We start from the raw sequence: 17,848 nt of genomic DNA, 5'->3' as shown, positions 1-17,848 counted from the left end.
CCATCTTGGATGCGGCGATCAGGCGTCAAGGCTGGGAATGCAGCTGTAGCGGTCAACAGCGGCCTTGTTGGTCGTAGCGGTCTGGAAGGCCAGTTCCCAGGGGCCGGAATTGATGTCCATGGCCTTGCCGAACCCGAGCCATTTCCCGGAGAGGCGGAGTCCAGTTGGCTCCGAAAGCAGTTGGATGGCGCCGTGATAGCGGGCACCTCGATAGTGCCCAGAAGGTGAGGTTTCCTCGACCCAGGTACCGGTGAGCACGTTTCGGTCAATCGTGAGATCCATGGTCAGCACGGATCCTTCCGAGAGCGCTGCTCCGGGCAGGGATCGAACCGTAAGGGTGCTGCCGCGTTGCAGAAGCAGGACGAAGTGCGCCCCCGTGAAGGTGCCTTCTCGCGACGAGCTGAAGAACTGGTAGGTGCTCAGCCAGATGCCGCCGAACCCGCCGCTGCCGGGGGCGGGCACGATGCTGGCGTCTGTACCGGGGGCCGGGTCCCTTTCCACATCGTGTCCGCCACGCCCGTCCGCACGTACCCGGGTCTCCGGTGGGACGAAACCTAAGCGCTCGATCGGTCGTCCCGTCGCAGTCTCCAACGCGCGAGCGTACGGCCCCCGAGGCCAAGTCGTCTGGCCGGACTCCCAGCGCTGAACCAGGCGCTTCGTGCACTCGTTGGGCTCGCCGTTGATCTGCCCCGCCTCCTGGACCTTGTTGGCGAACTCCTCCTGGGAGAGCCGCAAGGCCAGGCGGGCAGAACGTAGGCGATCGTTAGGGCCAGAGCGCGCATCGGTCAGCGTCATGCCCTCCACGGTAAGCCAGCCGGACCAGAAATGACGTCGGAATGACGTCCTTTTAACGCGGCGATTGCCGCCGCAGCGGCCTCCCTCGCTGCGTCACTCTGGGCCATTCAGGATGATCGGCTTCGAAGGGGATGTGGATGCCGATCCTCACCCAAGAGCCCGTAGTGGCTTTCCAAAACATCTACGAAACGGGGATATTGAATGCCGCAGGCCCTCAGCTCCTTGCCAGGTGAAGAACGACTGCACTCCGCACAGCTCGACGACGTTATCGCCGAGATCACGACGCGACAGGCGCACATGCGCACCACCGCGAGCCGCAACGGCGTCTATCTCTACTCACCCTTGCTCATGCTCGGCACCAGCGAACGCGTGGGGTCCAACTGGTTCTCGGACAGCTTGCGCCCGGTGATGCTGCAAGCCAACGAACCGCTGCGTCAGCAGCTCGGCCGCCGACATCCGTTCTCGACAATGAACCCCGAAGTCCCGGATGGGGTGCTCTCGCCGTACGCACGCCATTGGCTCATTCATACTGTCCTGAGCAAGCTTTCGCCGGAACGACAAGGATGGAAGGAAACAAACCTCTGGTTTGCCCTGCCTGCACTTCTCGCGCTCCTACCGGACTCGCCGGTCGCGGTTCTGACCCGCAGCCCGCTCGGTGTCGCCTCGTCCTTTGAGCGCGGTCGCCTGTTCCAGCGGTGGGACTACCGAGGCCGATACGCCCTGCTACGGCTGGCAACGCAGAGGCCCCGATGGCAGGGTTTCGCGGCAATGATTCCGGACGACAACCCGGACGACCTCACCGCACTGGTTCGGATGCACGCGCTGAACACGATGCTCACAGCGATGGTGACGGCCGGGCGAACAGTGACTCAGGTTCCCTACGAGCTGTCGATCATCCACCGGCCACGGGTGATGCAGGACCTCGCTGCGACGCTACCGGACCTCGGGTTTGCCCTGGCCAGCCTGCCGGTAGCGCACAGCCCGCGCCCCGGCGCCGATTTCGGTCAGCGCGAGTCCGCCAACGACTTCGATACGACCCACACCAAGACCGAACTCCAGGCCCAACTGGACAGTGACCAGGCCGAACGTGTGCGAGCGACCACCGCCCACTGCCTGTCCCTGGCCAAAGACATGGTCGAAGCGCCGATCGCAGCGACGGCATGCGACTGGCTGGCTGGTGACCACCTGTACACCTTGACCGCACCTCGCAGCAGGCGAACAGCCGAACCTTTGGCGCGGCCCGCCCGTGGTCCGGCTCGGTCACCTGTGCCGAAATACGTGCGTACAGGATCGATGTTCTGGCGGTCCCTGCTCGTCACGAACAGCGAAGTCGCCGAGACCCTCAACCTTCTGGCCGAATCCGGGATTCACAACGACCACGGCGGCGCACACCTGCTGGTGTGCCCGATGCCGCAGTCGCGAGGCGGGCGACTGCACCAACATTCCGTCACCAACCGCTGGGAAGTTGTCCCAGGATACGAAGATCACCCGGCCTACTGGATCACCTGGATCGGAGCCCAACTCCTAGCGGCCCAGCACGGCGCCCGGTTGCCCACCTTGGCCGAACTACGGCAACAGACCGCAGGCGCCGAGGCGACCAACACGGACTACCGGCACGGAGACGCCGTCTCAGTCGTCGAGCCCGGCCTCCCCGACAACTACCTGCATCACCTGGTCGGGAACGTCCAGGTCTGGTGTTCCGACGGCCCTTCGCCAACTGACCTGCACGGTGGCCCCGCATCAAGGTGGTTCCACGGCGCGGCCTGGAACACCCCGAGCAGCCCAGCCGAAATCCATCGGGCCCGGCACAGGCACATCACCGGCAGCTCCCGAGGAATCGGCATCCGCCTCGTCCGCTCTCACGGCACTGACCACGCACCCGTGCCGGGGCCCCGGATGATCGAGGTCATGCAGGAATGGCTCACTGCCCTGACCGACCGAAGCCGAACTCTGCTGCACCTCGATCAGCCAATCGTGACCGCCCTGGCAACAATGACCGGAACACCTGGTGAGAACGTCAGAGGCCGATCGCGGACTTCGGGCCCATGTATGAACCAGCCTGCGGCCAGCCGGCCTCGGCCAGTTCCCGGAACCGCTCGCTGAACCCGTAAGAGGCCAGATCGGCCACAGGAACGAACTGGACACCACGGATCGGGCTGGTGTCGGCGCCAACGGTCACGTCGCCGACATCACCCCCGGTCCGTTGAGTCTCGAACGTCATGTGAACGACGTGCTTGTCGCCACCCGGCAGGTAGTCGCAGACGTACAGCAATCGGTCCGGCTCAACGACGAGCCCAGTCTCTTCACGCATCTCGCGTACGAGAGCGCCAGCGAGGGTCTCACCCAGTTCGACCTTACCGCCCGGGAGGGACCAGGACCGGCCGCTGTCGGTGTCCTGGTCGAGCAGCAACAACCGACCTTGATCGTCAGTCAGAATTCCCGTAACTCGAATGTCCACGGGGCTTTAGCTTAGGGAATGACCGAGCGTCGCGCGGGCCATGAAGAGAACCGGACCTGCACACCAGCGAAAGGGGGATCATTCACGCCGAGCGGCGGACAAGCCTGGCGCTCCTACGCAGGAAGCCCCGAGAAGCAAGGGGGCTACGCGGGGCATCCGTCCATGATGGTCCATCTGTCCTGCAATTAGCTCGTGCTAACCTCGGTTTCGTCGCTGCTTAGAACGTGCTAACCAGCGCCCGACGCCGACTGGAGACGTGCATGCTGCCCGAGCATCTGCCCGAACCCGACCTGTACCGCCCCGGAACGGGCGAGCCGTCGCTGCGCTGGGGCGTGGTGGGCCCCGGCTGGATCGCGGGGGAGTTCGTCAAGGCCGTGCGGGCCCACACCGCGCAGCAGGTGGTGGCGGTCTCGTCGCGGGACGCCGGGCGGGCCGGTGCCTTCGCGGCCGAGCACGGCATCGGGCTGGCGCTGGGCTCCACCGAGCAGCTGGTGACGCACCCGGACGTCGACGTGGTCTACGTGGCCACCCCGCAGAGCGAGCACCTGGCCATCGGCCTGGCCGCGATCGCAGCGGGCAAGCACGTGCTGGTCGAGAAGCCGATCACCGTGACCGCCGCGCAGGCCCGTGAGCTGGCCGACGCGGCGCGCGCCGCCGGGGTGCTGGTGATGGAGGCGATGTGGAGCCGCTACCTGCCGCAGACCTCGGTGATCCGCCGGCTCCTGGCCGACGGCGTGCTGGGTGAGGTGCGCACGGTGCTCGCCGACCACGGCCAGTCCATCGCCGTCGACCCGCAGCACCGGCTGTACCGTCCGGAGATGGGCGGTGGGGCGCTGCTGGACCTGGGCATCTACCCGGTGCAGTTCTCGTCCATGGTGTTCGGGGCCCCGGACACCGTGCACGCGGTGGGCGGGATGACGGACACCGGGGTGGACGCCTACTCGACGCTCACGCTGACCCACGCGAACCAGGGCCAGTCCACGCTGTTCTCGTCGATTCTGGCCCGCACCCCGATGACCGCCGTGATCGCCGGTTCCGAGGCGTCCATCGTGGTGGGCAGCGGCTTCTACACCCCGACCACCTTCACCCTGACCGGCGCCGGGCACTTCGACCCGAGCCTGGAGTGGAGCGACCCGACCGGCCTTCAGCTGTTCGACGGGCTGTCCTGGGAGGCAACCGCTTTCGCCGGGTTCGTCGGTGAGGGGCGGACCGAGTCACCCGTGCACACGATGGACGAGACCGTCGCGATCCTCGCCACCATCGACGAGGCCCGCGCCCAGCTGAGCAAGGAGAACGCCCGTGGCTGACGTCCAGGAACTCCAGAAGCAGGAGGACGAGCTGGTTCTCGACTCCTTCGACCACGCCGACGCCTGGCGGCTGGGCTCGGTGATCACCGGGATCGCCCAGGAGGCCGGGCACGCCGTCGGCATCGACATCCGCCGTCCGGGCCTGATCCTGTTCCGCTCCGCGCTGCCGGGTATCACCCCCGACCAGGAGGTCTGGATCGCCCGCAAGTCGGCCGTGGTACTGCGCATGGAGGCCAGCAGCGCACTGGTGGACGCCCGGCTGTCGGCTGCGGGGGTGGACGCGGCGGCGATCGGCTGGCTGGGATCCGAGTACGCCGTCACCGGAGGCTCTTTCCCGATCCGGGTGCGCGGTGCCGGGGTGGTCGCGGCCGCCACCGCCTCCGGTCTGTCGTCGCAGGACGACCACGACCTGATCGTCGCTGGCCTGCGCGCCTACCTGGCCGGGCAGGGCGCCCGGTGAGCGAGGTCCCGCAGCGGCGGCTGCTGCCCGGGCAGAGCGCCCGGGTCCGGGTGTGGAACCGCGAAACCGGTTCCGTGACGACCGTCTTCGAGTCGGTCGAGCGGCTCTACGAGGCCCCGAACTGGACCACCGACGGGCAGTTGCTGATCAACGGCGACGGCCTGCTGTGGCTGCTGCCGGCCGACGGCTCCGCGCCGCCGCGGCAGATCCGGGCCGAGGGTCTGCCGGACGTCAACAACGACCACGTGCTGGCCCCCGACGGCCTCAGTGTGTTCGCCTCCGCCAACGACTGGCACATCTGGCAGGTGCCGCTGACCGGTGGGGACGCCCGGAGGGTCACCCCGGACGACGGCGGCATGCACTTCCTGCACGGCGTCAGCCCGGACGGAAAGCGGCTCGGGTACGTGCGTCTCGATCCGAGCGGCGACGACTGGTGGGCCTCGGCCACCGTCCACACCATCGGTGTGGACGGGCGCGACGACCACGCCCTCACCACCCATCCGGGCCCGGCCGACGGGTGCGAGTGGACGCCCGACGGCGCGTGGATCGTGTTCAACACCGAGCAGTTCTCCACCACCGCCGGGCACGCGCAGCTGGCCCGGGTGCGTCCCGACGGAACCGCCCTGGAACAGCTGACGTTCGACGAGCGGGTCAACTGGTTCCCGCACGTGGCGCCCACCGGCGACGTCGCGGTGTATCTCAGCTACCCGCCCGGTACCACCGGCCACCCCGCCGACCTCCCGGTCGAGCTGCGTCTGGTGCGCACGGACGCCTGGGGCGAGCCGGTCACGCTGGTCGCCCTGGAGGGCGGTCAGGGAACGATCAACGTGCCCAGCTGGGCGCCCGACGGCTCCGCGTTCGCGTTCGTCGACTACCCGGTGAAAAACCTTTCCTAGAGCGGAGAGACGGCCGAGGACAGCAGCGCCTCGGCCAGGTCCGAGCGACGGTAGAGCACCGAGCGGCCGTCCCGGACCGCGACCAGCAGCCCGGCCGCCCGCAGTGCCCGCAGGTGCTGGTTGACCGCGGTCGGGGTGACCCCCATGCCGTGGGCCAGCTCGGTGGAGGACGCCGGTGCCTCCAGCCGCTGCAAGAGCGCCGCCCGGTGCGCCCCGAGCACGCCGGCCAGGGCCCCGTCGGCCGGGGGCGGGGCGCTCTCCCAGACCGTGGCGCTGCCGCGGGCCAGGTAGAGGACGGTGGACAGCCCGTCGGGGGAGACGGGCACGCAGACCGCGCTGGTCCACAGGGTCGGGACCAGGGTCATGGCCTGCTCCGCCCGCCCGCTCCAGCGGGAGCCGGAGCCGGTGCGTACCTCCAGGACCCCGCCGTCCAGGCGCACCCGGTCGGTCAGGCCGGCGAACATCGCCGCCAGACCGTGCTGGGCCATCTGACGGCCCCGGTAGGTGACGTCGGCCTCCAGCACCGCCCGCACCCTCGGCCAGTCCGGTGCGAAACACCGCCGCCAGTAGTCGTCCAGGGCACCGGCGATCCGGCGCACCGCCTCGCGCCCGCGCAGCACCCCGGGGATCCGGTCGGTGGTGCCGTAGGTGGCGAGCAGGTCCTGACGGACCGTCGCGGCCGGGGTGGCCGACAGCCGCGCCAGTTCCTCGTCGAACCGGGTCAGGGGCGAAAGAGGCTGCGGGGTGAGGAAATCGGGCACCCAATTGCGGGGCGAGACCAGTGCCTCCAGCACTTCGGTGTCGAGCTGCTCGAAGGCCGCGCGGGTGCGGCGGACCCACGGCAGGTGCAGGGGGTAGCGGCCCGGATCCCGCCGGCTGCGCAGCGACAGCACCAGCTCGTTGAGCGGTGAGACGGCGAAGCGCACGTCGGCCAGGGCGGTTCCGGTCAGTTCGTAGCGCACCACCATGAAGCACAACGCTACAGGGATCGCGGCCGGCGCGGGATCGGTCTGCACTGGGACCCATGTCCCCCACCGACCGGCACGACCCGGTCCTGCGCGCGCTCATGCTCTTCACCGCCACGGGCGCCACCTCGCTCGGCCTGACCTTCAGCCTCACCGCCCTGTACCTGACCCGGGTGGCCGGGATCGCCACCCGCACCGTCGGGGTCGGCCTGACCCTCGCCGGAATCCTGGCCGTCGTCGCGACTTTCGTCGCCGGGCAGCTCAGTGACCGGTACGGCGCCCGGCCGGCGATGATCGGGGCGGCCCTGACGCAGGCACTCGCGCTGATCGGGTACTGCCTGCTCGACGGGGACGTCGTGACCTTCGTGCTGCTGGCCTGCGTGCTGCTGGGGGCCGCGGGGGTGCAGGGCACCGCCAAGGCCGCCCTCATCGCGCAGGCCTTCCCCGGCACGGCCCGCACCCTGGCCCGCGCCCGGATCCGGGTGGTCACCAACATCTTCGTCGCCGCCGGGTCCGGGCTGGCCGCGATCACCCTCGTTGTCGGCACCCCTCTCGCCTACCGGATCGCCCTGCTCACGGCCGCGCTCCTGCTGGCCGGCTCGGTCCTGCCGCTGCTGCCGCTCAAACCGCTGAAGCCCAGCGGACCCGGGACCGCCGAAATTCCCGAGCTGACCGGTGCGACCGCGGCGACCGGGGCCGCCACGGCCACCGCCTTGCCCGCGGCGGCCGGCCCGGTCCCGGTGCCGGCCACGGCCGGCACCTCACCGCTGCACGACCGCCGTTACCTGGCCCTCGCCGCCCTCAACGGCGTCCTGCATGTCCAGTTCGATCTGCTGACCCTGGGCATGCCGCTGTGGGTGGCCACGCGAACCGAGGCTCCCGAGGCCCTGATCGGGGTGCTGATGGTGCTCAACACCGTCGTGGTGACGGCGCTCCAGATCCCGGCCACCCGCCTGGTCACCGATGCGCGCGCGGCCGGGCGCACGGTGTTCGCCGCGACCGGGCTGCTCGCCCTGACCTGCGTGCTCTACCCGGTCGCCGGCACCGGAGGCGCCGTGCTCGCCACGAGCGTCCTGATCGTCACGGTGGCGGTGCAGTCCCTGGCCGAGGTGCTGTCCGAGGCCGGCAACTGGGAGCTGTCCTTCGAGCTCGCCGACCCGGCCCGCCCCGGCGCCTACCAGGGTCTGAGCCAGACCGGCGCGGCCGTGGGCGGGGCGCTGGCGCCGGTGGCCATCACCTCCAGCGCCATCGCCCACGGGCTGCCCGGCTGGCTGCTGCTCGGCGGCGTGTTCGTGTCGGCCGGGGCGGGCACCCGGGCCCTGAGCCGGACCGCACCGCAACCGGTTCCGGCCGGCGTCACCGGCCCAGGCGTCACCGGCTCAGGCGTCACCGGTTGAGGCTTCGCCCGGTCAGGAGACGGCCCGGTTCCCCCGGGCCACCGCCCGCTCGATCAGCTCCAGCACGGCGATCGGGTCGTCCGGGTCGACGGGAACCGGGGCGCCGCCGGTCAGCGCGTCACCCAGCAGCCGGTAGAACCGCAGGTGCTCGCCGGGCTCCAGCGGCACCGGGCGGCTGCCGCCGTCCGGGGTGAGAACCGTCGCGGTGCGACCGTCCTCGTGCACGCCGTAGCCCTGGTCGAGGGGACGCAGGCCCGCCTTGGAATGCTGCTCCTGCGGGTCCAGGCCCTGCGACACGAAGACGCCCTCCGAGCCGGTCACCCGGAACCGCGGCCGGGCGGACGGGGCGACGGCGCTCATCCACAGCCGGCTGCGCACCCCGCCGGCGTGCAGCAGGCTGACGAACGAGTCGTCATCGCTGGGCGAACCGGGCCGGCGGGTGTCCAGCTCGGCGTGGACCTCGCGCACCGGACCGAACAGCTGCACCGCCTGGTCGATCAGGTGCGGGCCCAGGTCGTAGAGGATGCCGCCCCCGGCGTCCTGCGGCGCCAGGTCCTTGCGGCGCTGCCCGACCCGCGGCTTCCACCACTCGAAGGCCGATTCGAACTGGTGCACGGTGCCCAGCTCGCCGCGCTCCAGCAGGGCTCGCAGGGTGAGGAAATCGCCGTCCCAGCGCCGGTTCTGGAAAACACTGAGGACGACGCCGGCCGCCCGGGCCGCCTCGGCCACCTGCCGGCCCTCCCGCGCGGTGACGGCCACCGGCTTGTCGATGACGACGTTCAGCCCGGCCCCGATCGCCCGCAGCGCCAGCGGGGCGTGGGTCTCGTTCGGGCTGCCGACCACGACCAGGTCGAATTCGCCCGCCCGCTCGATCAGCTCGTCCACACCCGGCAGCACGGCCGCGCCCGGATGGCGCTCGCGCACGGCGGCCGCACGCTCGGGGGAGGAGGTGACCACGGCCGCGAGCGTGAACCGGGACTCGGCCTCGACCAGCGGAGCGTGGAACACCCGGCCGGCGGTGCCGAAACCGATGACGGCGGTACGGATCGTCATGGACTGACCTTTCCGGTGGAACCTTTCGGGCCTGACCACCGTACTCGCGGCGCCGCGACGGGTGTTTCGCCGTCCCCTATCGGGACTCGCCGACGGCGCCCGCGGCCTCGGGGGAGTGGACGATGCCCGGCACCCGCCGGGTGGCCAGGTCGATGGCCGGGCCCAGCAGCACGATCACCAGGATCGTGCCCGGCCCGACGGCCCCGCCCAGCAGCCAGCCGACCAGGGCACCCCCGCCCTGGAGCACGCTGTAACTCCAGCGGAACGGCAGCGGCGGGTCCCAGGCCAGCGCGGCGGCCTCGGCCGGCCCGGCGCCGGTGCCGCTGCCCAGATAACCGGCCACCCCGACGGCCAGCACCGGCACCGCCACCACCAGCATCGCGATCCGCACCGGCAGGCTGTCCGGCGCCTCGAACGCCCCCAGCAACAGCGACACGGTGACGCCGACCACCACCGGCTGGGTGACCGTGCCCAGGCCGGGACGGGTGCCGCGCAGCCAGGCCATGATCACGAAGAACACCCCGACGCCGATGTTCACCACCGAGAACGGCAGGCCGGTGGTCAGGGTGATCCCGCTGATCAGGGTGGAGTAGCCGTCCGACCCCAGCGAGGCGAGCAGGAACAGGGCCACCCCGGCGCCGAGCACGGCGCACGAGAGCACCAGGTGGACGATCCGGCCCGGGCCGAACCGGGGACTGCTGGTGCTGCTGGTCTCGTTCACGCTTCTCATAGCTCTTGCGGGTGGCACGGGCCCGGGGAGCATACCAACGGTCAACCCGGCCCCCCGACCTGCCGATGCCGCAGGGACGTCCGTCGAGTCGAAGGGGGACAAGGTGAGGGCCTGGGTGGGTCAATGGACCGCCGGTGTCGGGTACTCCACGCCGCTACCGGCCTGGGACGGCCCGTCGACCCTGGTGATGATCTTCGCCTCGGGGGCGGTGATGGAAGCCGCCGTCGCACCGGGGACGACCGACACCGGACCGGTCGCGGAGGTGGCCGACACCTACTCGTCGTCCGTGGTGATGGGCTGCTCGACCGCCGGGGAGATCTTCGGCGAGACGGTCGAGGACGGCACCGTGACCGTGGCGGTCGCCGCCTTCGACACCACGCGCCTGACCCTGGTCCACCGCGACATGAGCGAGAGCCGCGACTCCCGCCGGATCGGCCGCGACCTGGCCGAGGAACTCACCGACCACGACCCCGCGCTCAAGGGCCTGTTCGTGCTGTCCGACGGCCTGACCGCCAACGGCGCCGAACTCGCCCAGGGGCTGAGCGAGGGCTGCCGGGGCCGCGGCGTGATCACCGGCGGCCTGGCCGGCGACGGCAACCGCTTCGACCGCACCTGGGTGCTGGCCGACGGGCGCCCCCGCAACGGCGTCGTGTCGGTGCTCGGCCTCAGCGGACCGAACGTGCGCATCGGCCACGGCGCCGGCGGCGGCTGGAGCATCCTCGGCCCCGAGCGCAAGGTCACCCGCTCCGAGGGCAACGTGCTGTACGAGCTGGACGGCCAGCCCGCCCTGGAGCTCTACCGCACCTACCTGGGCGCGCTGATGGGCGAAACCCCCGAGGCCACGCTGCGTTTCCCGCTGTCGGTGCGCACCCCCGACGGCGCGCAGAAGGCCGTGGTGCGCACCGTGCAGGCCTTCGACGAGACCGAGCAGAGCCTGATCTTCACCGGCGACGTGCCGCAGGACGCCGTGGCCCGGCTGATGCGCGCCAACATGGACGAACTGGTCGAGGGCGCCGGTGACGCGGTGAAGGCGGCCGAGCTGATTCCCGGGCTGCCGGTGCTGGCCCTGATCGTCAGCTGCATCGGCCGGCGCGCCGTGCTCAAGCAGCGCACCGAGGACGAACTGGAGACCGTGCTGTCCCGCCTGCCCGGCGACGCGCTGGTGGCCGGGTTCTACTCCTACGGCGAGATCTCACCGATCGGGGACAAGGCCTCCGGCCTGCTCAACCAGACCCTGACCATCACCACCATCCAGGAACTCACCCCATGACGCCGCACCGGATGACCTCCAGCGCGAGCGTGGCCCTGCACCGCCTCCTGGTGCGCCAGCTGCGCCGCCTGGAACTGGACCCGCAGCGGCCTCCGGCGCCGGAGGCCTGGAACCGGCTGCTGGAACAGGTCTCCGCCACCTACGACCAGGCCGACAACGACCGCTACCTGATGGAGCGCTCGCTGGAGGTCTCCTCCACCGAGATGCGGGGCCTGCACGAGAGTCTCAGCCGCAAGGCCCTGATGGACGAGCTGACCGGGTTGCCCAACCGGCGGGCCCTGGTGGAACGCCTGGAGCAGCTGGTCGCCTCGCAGCGCCCGGACGGCCCGGCGGTCGCGGTGCTGTTCATCGACCTGGACGGGTTCAAGCTGGTGAACGACAGCCTCGGGCACGAGGCGGGTGACGAGCTGCTGGTGCGCACCGCCTCCCGGCTGCGCTCGGTCTGCCGCGCCGAGGACGTGGTGGCCCGGCTGGGTGGTGACGAGTTCATCGTGGCCGGCTCGTTCGCCACCGCCGAGAAGGCCCGCGCGCTGGCCGAGCAGATCGCCGTGGAGCTCGGCGTGCCGCTGACCATCAAGAACCGTGAGGTGGTGGTCAGCGCCAGCATCGGCCTGGCGCTGAGCCGGGTGGAGGACACCGTGCCGGCGGTCAGCACCGACATCCTCCTCCAGCGCGCCGACCTGGCCATGTACGCGTCCAAACGCAGCGGCCGGGCGCGGCTCAGCGTGTTCGACACCACCATGCAGCTGGACGTGGACCGCAAGCTGCGGATCGTCTCGCAGCTGCGCACCGCGATCTCGGCCGGGCAGCTGACCCTGCGCTACCAGCCGCTGACCAGCCTGGCGCAGCAGCGGATCATCGGCGCCGAGGCACTGGTCAGCTGGCAGCCCCCGGGCTCCCCGCTGCTGACCCCGGCCGACTTCGTGCCGATCGCCGAGGAGTACCGGATGATCGCCGACCTGGACGTGTGGGTGCTGCGCGAGGCCTGCCGCCGGGCCGCCCGCTGGAGCCCGGGGCACGGCATCGTCACGGTGAACATGTCGGTGCAGACCCTGGACTCGATCGACCTGGTCACACTGGTGCGCGACACCCTGGCCGGGACCGGGCTGCTGGCCGGGCAGCTGGTGCTGGAACTGACCGAGCGGGCGTACCTGTCCGACGCTCCCGCGGTGCTGGCGAACTTCGCCGGGGTGCGGGAACTGGGGGTGCGCCTGGCGATGGACGACTTCGGCTCCGGCCAGTCCGCCCTGGCCCGGCTGCGCACCGTGCCGGTGCAGGTGCTCAAGCTGGACCAGAGCATGACGGCCGCCGTGGACCAGCACGAGGAGAGCGCCGCCATCGCCGGGGCCGCCGTCAGTCTGGGCCACGCGCTCGGGCATCGGGTGGTGGCCCTGGGCGTGGAACGCCGCGCCCAGGCGGAGATTCTGCGGGCGCTGGGCTGTGACGTCGCGCAGGGCGGGCTGTTCGGGCCGGCCGCCGGGCCTGAGGCCCTGGACCCGCTGTTCGCCTCGGAGCAGACCTCTGAGCAGACCCCGGAGCAGAATGCGGAGATCGCCACGGGCTGAGCGACCGAGTTTAAACGGTTTCAGCAAATAACCGTCACAACACCCATCGACTCAGTTGAGTGGATGGAATACGTTTTCTGCATGCCTCGATTGAGCCTGCCACCGGCCGACCGTGAGCTCTCCCCGATCACCGGCTGGACCAGGGACCACTGGGAAACCCTGGCCGATCACCTGCTGCACTCCGTGGCCCCCGCCGCCGCGCAGGACCGCACCCGCTACCACCTGCCCGGCCCGCCGAGCCGCGCCGGGCGCGACAGTGACGGCCTGGAGGGCTACGCCCGCACCTTCCTGCTGGCGGCCTTCCGGGTGGCCGGCGCCGGGGGAGCCGACCCGGGCGGCCTGCTGGAGCGCTACGCCGAGGGCCTGATCAACGGCACCGACCCGGAACACCCGCACGCCTGGCCGGTGATCACCGACATGTCCCAGCCGCTGGTCGAGGCCGCCAGCATCGCGATCGCCCTGCACGAGACCCGGCCCTGGCTGTTCGACCGGCTCACCGACGGGCAACGCCGGCGCGTGCTGACCTGGCTGTCCGGGGCCGTCGGCCGGCGCACCCCGGACAGCAACTGGGTGCTGTTCAAGGTCGTCGTGGGGCAGTTCCTCGCCTCGGCCGGCGCCCCGCACGACCCGGCCGAGATCGAGGCCGGGCTGGACCGGATCGACACCTGGTACGCCGGTCACGGCTGGTACGCCGACGGCCCGGGCCGTAACTTCGACTACTACTGTGGCTGGGCCCTGCACCTGTACCCGATCCTGTGGGCCCGGATCAGCGGCGACGCCCCACGCGCCGCGGTGTACGCCCGGCGCCTGGCCGCATTCCTCCAGGACTACCAGCACTTCTTCGCCGCCGACGGCGGGCCGGTGCTCCAGGGCCGTTCACTGACCTACCGTTTCGCCACCGCCGCCCCGCTGTGGCTCGGCCCGCTGGCCGGGCTGCCCGCACCCGGTCTTGAACCGGGTCTCGCGCCGGGCCTCGAACCGGGCCTTGAACCGGGCCTCGAACCGGGCCTTGAACCGGGCCTTGAACCGGGCCTTGAACCGGGCCTCGAACCCGGACTCACCCGGCGCCTGGCCTCCGGCGTCATGCGGCACTTCACCGGGCACGGCGTTCCCGACGAGCACGGCCGCCTCACCCTGGGCTGGCACGCCCCCTACCCGCCGATGATCCAGTCGTACTCCGGCCCGGCCTCGCCGTACTGGGCGTCGAAGGCATTCCTCGGGCTGCTGCTGCCGGCCGGTCATCCGGTGTGGACCGCCACCGAGGTCCCGGCCCCGGTCGAGACCGGCGACACCGTCGTGCCCCTGCCCGGTCCGGGCTGGCTGCTGCACGGCACCCGGGCCGACGGCGTCGTGCGTCTGATCAACCACGGCAGCGACCGCGCCCACAAGACCCCGTCGCAGAGCCCGCCCGACCCGTTCTACGTCGGCCTGTCGTACAGCACCCACACCGCACCCCAGCTGGGCACCGACGACCCGGCCGACGCCCGGATCACCGTCACCACCCCCGACGGCGTGAGCACCGAACGGCGAAAGGTGCTGCCACTGGCCGTGTCCGACCGGTTCGCCGCCTCCGCCCAGGAGTACACGCTGCCCACCGGCCCGGTCCGGATCGTCACCGCCTCGGTGGTGGGCCAGGGCGCGGAGGCCCGCGTGCACCTGGTCACCGCCCCACCCGGGCACCGGGTGCGCGACGGCGGCAGCGCCCTGTCCGCCCCGCACCCCACCGACGCGACCACCGACGCGACCACCGACGCGACCGGGACCGACGAGACCGTCGGTGCCCCGGGCGTCCACACCCGGGTCACCCGCGACGACGGCCTGGCCGCCACCGCCACCGGCCTGCTCGGGTTCACCGGCGCCCACGTGCGTGAAATGGTGGACGACGACGCGCTGGGCCCCCGCCCCGCCGTCCCCTGCCTGACCGGTGAGACCCCGCAGGAGGGCAGCGCCTACTTCGTCAGCGTGATGACGCTCGGGCGCACCACCGCCGCGCCGCCCCCGGTACGGCTGCTGTCCTGCGACGGCACCACCGTCACCCTGCGCTGGGCCGACGGCACCACCACCGCCGTGAGCCTGCGCGAGGGCGTGACCTACGAGCGCCGCACCCCCGACGGCACTCTCGCCCACCGCCGGACCGCCTGAACCACCCGGCCGACTAAGCTCGCTGCGTTTCGTTCCTACCGGAGGTGTCATGGCCCAGGATTCCGCCGGCACGCCATCCCCCGCCCGCCGCACCACCATCCGTGACGTGGCGGCCGCGGCCGGGGTGTCGATCGCCACCGTCTCGCGCATCCTCGGCGGCACTTACCCCAGCTCCCCGGCCACCCGCAGCCGGGTGATGCGCGCCGTGCACGATCTGGACTACGTGGTCAACGCGCACGCCCGCGCCCTGTCCGGTGCCACCTCGAAAAGCATTGCAATCGTGCTGAACTCGGTGGTCTCGCCGTACTACGCGCACGTCGCGCAGGGCGTGCAGACCGAGGCCGCCCAGCGCGACCGGCTCTGCCTGATCGGCACCACCGGCGGCAGCGCCGAACGGGAGCTGGCCACCGTGCGCCTGATGCGCCAGGAGAGCGCCGACGCGGTGATCCTGGTCGGCAACGTGATCGCCGACGACTCCTACCGCTCCCGGATGGCCGAGTACGCCCACGCGCTGGCGGCGTCCGGCTCGCGGCTGGTGCTGTGCGGGCGCCCGCCGCTGGGGCCGGACGTGCCGGCGGTGGTGGTGGAGTTCGACAACACCGGCGGCGCCCACGCCGTCACCAGTCACCTGCTGTCGGCCGGGCACCGGCGCATTCTGTATGTCGGCCACCGCCCGGGCTACTCCACCAGTGAGGGCCGGATCACCGGTTACCGCGACGCTCTGGCGGCGTTCGGTGTGCCCCACGACCCGGCCCTGGAACTGGACACGGCCAGCCTGGCCCGGGCGGACGGCTACCGGGTGATGAAGCGGTACCTCGCCGGATCCACCGACTTCACCGCGGTGTTCGGGGCCAACGACCAGATCGCCGCCGGGGTTCGGCAGGCCCTGGTCGAGAAGGGGCTGCGGGTTCCCGACGACGTGTCCCTGGTCGGCTACGACGACCTGCCGCCGGCCGAGGACCTGGGGCTGACCACGGTGCACGTGCCGCACGAGGAGCTCGGCCGGACCGCCGTGCGTCTGGCGCTGGAGCGCGAGAGCGACGATCCGGCCGAGCCGGGTCACGTGGTGCTGGGAACCCACATCGTGGTGCGGGACTCGGTGCGGCGGATCTGACGGCTTGGCGCGAGGGTCACCCGGCCGGGCCGGCCGCTCAGGCGGCGGCCCGGGCCTCCGCGGCCAGCTCCTCGGCCAGCTGGTCGCCGCCGGCCTTCTTCCAGTCGCTGACGATGCCGGGCCAGGCCGACACCGGCTTACGGCCGAAGGTGATGGCCGCGATCCCGTCGCCGAGGATCTGGTCGAGCTGGGCGCCCTTGTTGGCCAGCGTCGTGGACTGGAGGCCGTTGGCGGGATTGGCCACGCTGCGCGGCAGTACGGCCTTCTCCCAGTCGTAGGCGGCCTGTGCCACGTCGGGGTGGCCGGGCAGGTGCAGCACGGTCGGGGCGGTGCCGATGTAGCGCACCGGCAGCAGCACGCTGTTCTCGGTGTCGTACAGCTTCGTCGTCCTCACCACGCCGTCGTCCTTGGTGAAGTGCACGCCCTCGACGCCGTAGTTGGCCAGCTCGTACTCCGTGGTGCCGAACGGGGCGCTGAGGTAGTCGCAGATCCGCAGCAGCATCCGGATCCGGTCGGGGGCGGCCTTCTTGAAGGTGGCGAACCCGAACGTGCCGCTGCTCTGCCAGGGCGTGGCGTCCGGGGTGTAGGGGCGGGCCAGGTCGAGGCCGAAGCGGTCGTCGATCTGGGTGAGGGTCTGGAGGGCCAGCGACCCGAACCCGTTGCTCATCGAGGCGACCGTGCCGTTGTAGAAGAAGTTCTGCATGTCGGTGGAACTGGCGGTGGCGCTGTCCGGGTGCTGGCTGCCGGCGTCGGCCAGTTGCCGCATCACCGCCAGCGCCTCCTGGAACTCGCCCGTGGTGGCGGTGTGGGTGAACCCGCCGCCCGAGCTGGACCAGGTGTTCGGGGCGCCGAAAGATCCTGCGTGGTAGGTGATTCCGCCCAGGCCGCCGAACAGCGTCTTGTACCAGCCGATGCCCCAGTGGTTGCCGGTGCTGACCTCGGCCATCGCCGCGAGGTACTGGTCCTTGTCCCAGTTCACCGGGGCGCCGGCGGCGTTGAGCATGTCGCGGTTCACGAACAGGCTGTTGGCCGGCATCGGCCGCTCCAGCGGCACGCCGTAGATGCGCCCGCCGATGCGTCCCATGCCCTTCCAGGCGTAGGTGGGCAGGTTGGCCAGGTTCGGGTAGTCCTTCACCGCGTCACCGGCCAGCAGGTCGGACAGGTCGGCACAGCTGCGCCGGATGAACTCGGCCCGCCGGGGCAGGTTGAGGTTGGTGAACATGACGATGTCGGGCAGGTCGCTGCCCGAGGCCATCAGCGTCGTCATCTTCTGCGCGTACTCGGGGTCGGGCACCACCACGACCTTCAGGTTGACGTTCAGTGCCTGGTTGATCGCCTGCCAGTACCGGTTCTTCTCCAGGGCTTTCGGCGGGGCACCGTACGAGACGACCATGGCCGTCACGTCCGAGCCGTCGCCGACCGTCTCCTGCACCGAGCGCACCAGGTCGGCCGGGTAGTCGCGGTACAGCGCCTGCACGCCGGTGCTCTCGTCGCCCGGGGCGTCCGGCGGCGGGCCGGCGAACGGCACGTAGGAGGGCCAGGCGGCCAGGTCCTTGCCGGCGTTGCTGACGTCACCGCCCGAGCCGCCGCCGCAGGCGCCGAGCACGGAACCGGTGGCCAGGCCGAACGCACCGACCCCGGCGGCCTTGAACAGGGAGCGTCGATCCATGACGAAACTTCTCCTCGGGTAGGTCGG

General features: G+C 71.2%; 15 protein-coding genes. 9 read left to right on the top strand and 6 right to left on the bottom strand.

What is annotated here, in order from left to right:
- Nucleotides 1-18: 18 nt before the first annotated feature.
- Entirely contained in the window at nucleotides 19-795 is a 777-nt protein-coding gene (locus KIH74_RS06430) for a helix-turn-helix domain-containing protein (RefSeq protein WP_214154848.1), read from the bottom strand.
- A gap of 201 nt (nucleotides 796-996) precedes the next feature.
- Here KIH74_RS06430 and KIH74_RS06425 point away from each other — a divergent pair, with 201 nt between their 5' ends.
- A complete protein-coding gene (locus KIH74_RS06425) occupies nucleotides 997-2,898 on the top strand; it encodes a hypothetical protein (RefSeq protein ID WP_214154847.1) in 1,902 nt (633 codons plus the stop codon).
- On the opposite strand, the gene KIH74_RS06420 is transcribed toward KIH74_RS06425, so the two are convergent.
- Complete coding sequence (locus tag KIH74_RS06420; RefSeq protein ID WP_214154846.1) at nucleotides 2,813-3,253, bottom strand: NUDIX domain-containing protein; 441 nt, start codon at nucleotides 3,251-3,253, stop codon at nucleotides 2,813-2,815. The genes KIH74_RS06425 and KIH74_RS06420 overlap by 86 nt on opposite strands.
- Nucleotides 3,254-3,513: 260 nt before the next feature.
- Here KIH74_RS06420 and KIH74_RS06415 point away from each other — a divergent pair, with 260 nt between their 5' ends.
- Genes KIH74_RS06415 through KIH74_RS06405 form a run of 3 tightly spaced genes read left to right on the top strand, consistent with a single transcriptional unit; the run spans nucleotide 3,514 to nucleotide 5,916 of the window.
- A complete protein-coding gene (locus tag KIH74_RS06415; RefSeq protein WP_214154845.1) occupies nucleotides 3,514-4,560 on the top strand; it encodes a Gfo/Idh/MocA family protein in 1,047 nt (348 codons plus the stop codon).
- Nucleotides 4,553-5,020 carry a heme-degrading domain-containing protein gene (locus tag KIH74_RS06410; RefSeq protein ID WP_214154844.1) on the top strand — a complete coding sequence of 156 codons (468 nt, stop codon included), beginning with the start codon at nucleotides 4,553-4,555 and terminating at the stop codon, nucleotides 5,018-5,020. Before KIH74_RS06415 ends, KIH74_RS06410 begins: the two co-directional genes overlap by 8 nt.
- Entirely contained in the window at nucleotides 5,017-5,916 is a 900-nt protein-coding gene (locus KIH74_RS06405; protein WP_214154843.1) for a TolB family protein, read from the top strand. Before KIH74_RS06410 ends, KIH74_RS06405 begins: the two co-directional genes overlap by 4 nt.
- Here KIH74_RS06405 and KIH74_RS06400 read toward each other — a convergent pair.
- Nucleotides 5,913-6,884, bottom strand: coding sequence for an ArsR/SmtB family transcription factor (locus KIH74_RS06400; RefSeq protein ID WP_214154842.1), 972 nt, complete (start codon nucleotides 6,882-6,884; stop codon nucleotides 5,913-5,915). The genes KIH74_RS06405 and KIH74_RS06400 overlap by 4 nt on opposite strands.
- Nucleotides 6,885-6,940: 56 nt before the next feature.
- Between KIH74_RS06400 and KIH74_RS06395 the strand changes: the two genes are divergently transcribed.
- A complete protein-coding gene (locus KIH74_RS06395) occupies nucleotides 6,941-8,278 on the top strand; it encodes an MFS transporter (protein WP_214154841.1) in 1,338 nt (445 codons plus the stop codon).
- 12 nt (nucleotides 8,279-8,290) lie between these two features.
- Here KIH74_RS06395 and KIH74_RS06390 read toward each other — a convergent pair whose 3' ends face one another.
- On the bottom strand, nucleotides 8,291-9,331 hold the full coding sequence (locus KIH74_RS06390) for a Gfo/Idh/MocA family protein (protein ID WP_214154840.1): 1,041 nt from the start codon (nucleotides 9,329-9,331) through the stop codon (nucleotides 8,291-8,293).
- Nucleotides 9,332-9,407: 76 nt separating this feature from the next.
- On the bottom strand, nucleotides 9,408-10,052 hold the full coding sequence (locus KIH74_RS06385; protein WP_214154839.1) for a DUF6198 family protein: 645 nt from the start codon (nucleotides 10,050-10,052) through the stop codon (nucleotides 9,408-9,410).
- A 124-nt stretch (nucleotides 10,053-10,176) separates the two neighbouring features.
- Between KIH74_RS06385 and KIH74_RS06380 the strand changes: the two genes are divergently transcribed.
- The 4 genes from KIH74_RS06380 (at nucleotide 10,177) to KIH74_RS06365 (ending at nucleotide 16,152) form a co-directional block, all read left to right on the top strand.
- Nucleotides 10,177-11,331, top strand: a complete 1,155-nt coding sequence (locus KIH74_RS06380) for an FIST signal transduction protein (RefSeq protein ID WP_214154838.1) — start codon at nucleotides 10,177-10,179, stop codon at nucleotides 11,329-11,331.
- Nucleotides 11,328-12,896 (top strand): putative bifunctional diguanylate cyclase/phosphodiesterase, encoded by a 1,569-nt coding sequence (locus KIH74_RS06375; RefSeq protein WP_214154837.1) that lies wholly within the window; start codon nucleotides 11,328-11,330, stop codon nucleotides 12,894-12,896. The genes KIH74_RS06380 and KIH74_RS06375 overlap by 4 nt, the downstream gene beginning before the upstream one ends.
- Nucleotides 12,897-12,977: 81 nt before the next feature.
- A complete protein-coding gene (locus KIH74_RS06370) occupies nucleotides 12,978-15,038 on the top strand; it encodes a DUF2264 domain-containing protein (RefSeq protein WP_214154836.1) in 2,061 nt (686 codons plus the stop codon).
- Between the two features lie 49 nt (nucleotides 15,039-15,087).
- Nucleotides 15,088-16,152, top strand: coding sequence for a LacI family DNA-binding transcriptional regulator (locus tag KIH74_RS06365; protein ID WP_214154835.1), 1,065 nt, complete (start codon nucleotides 15,088-15,090; stop codon nucleotides 16,150-16,152).
- A gap of 37 nt (nucleotides 16,153-16,189) precedes the next feature.
- Here KIH74_RS06365 and KIH74_RS06360 read toward each other — a convergent pair whose 3' ends face one another.
- Nucleotides 16,190-17,821 (bottom strand): extracellular solute-binding protein, encoded by a 1,632-nt coding sequence (locus KIH74_RS06360; protein WP_214154834.1) that lies wholly within the window; start codon nucleotides 17,819-17,821, stop codon nucleotides 16,190-16,192.
- Nucleotides 17,822-17,848: the final 27 nt, after the last annotated feature.

Origin of the sequence: Kineosporia corallincola, assembly GCF_018499875.1 — a bacterium.
GTDB classification, from domain to species: Bacteria; Actinomycetota; Actinomycetes; order Actinomycetales; family Kineosporiaceae; genus Kineosporia; species Kineosporia corallincola.
This window is presented reverse-complemented; position numbering and strand designations above follow the sequence as displayed.

Coding starts and splice junctions, on each gene's coding strand:
- KIH74_RS06365 (WP_214154835.1), top strand. CDS start 15,088: ATGGCCCAGGATTCCGCCGGCACGCCATCCCCCGCCCGCCGCACCACC.
- KIH74_RS06400 (WP_214154842.1), bottom strand. CDS start 6,884: ATGGTGGTGCGCTACGAACTGACCGGAACCGCCCTGGCCGACGTGCGC.
- KIH74_RS06395 (WP_214154841.1), top strand. CDS start 6,941: ATGTCCCCCACCGACCGGCACGACCCGGTCCTGCGCGCGCTCATGCTC.
- KIH74_RS06390 (WP_214154840.1), bottom strand. CDS start 9,331: ATGACGATCCGTACCGCCGTCATCGGTTTCGGCACCGCCGGCCGGGTG.
- KIH74_RS06360 (WP_214154834.1), bottom strand. CDS start 17,821: ATGGATCGACGCTCCCTGTTCAAGGCCGCCGGGGTCGGTGCGTTCGGC.
- KIH74_RS06415 (WP_214154845.1), top strand. CDS start 3,514: ATGCTGCCCGAGCATCTGCCCGAACCCGACCTGTACCGCCCCGGAACG.
- KIH74_RS06370 (WP_214154836.1), top strand. CDS start 12,978: ATGCCTCGATTGAGCCTGCCACCGGCCGACCGTGAGCTCTCCCCGATC.
- KIH74_RS06375 (WP_214154837.1), top strand. CDS start 11,328: ATGACGCCGCACCGGATGACCTCCAGCGCGAGCGTGGCCCTGCACCGC.
- KIH74_RS06425 (WP_214154847.1), top strand. CDS start 997: ATGCCGCAGGCCCTCAGCTCCTTGCCAGGTGAAGAACGACTGCACTCC.
- KIH74_RS06430 (WP_214154848.1), bottom strand. CDS start 795: ATGACGCTGACCGATGCGCGCTCTGGCCCTAACGATCGCCTACGTTCT.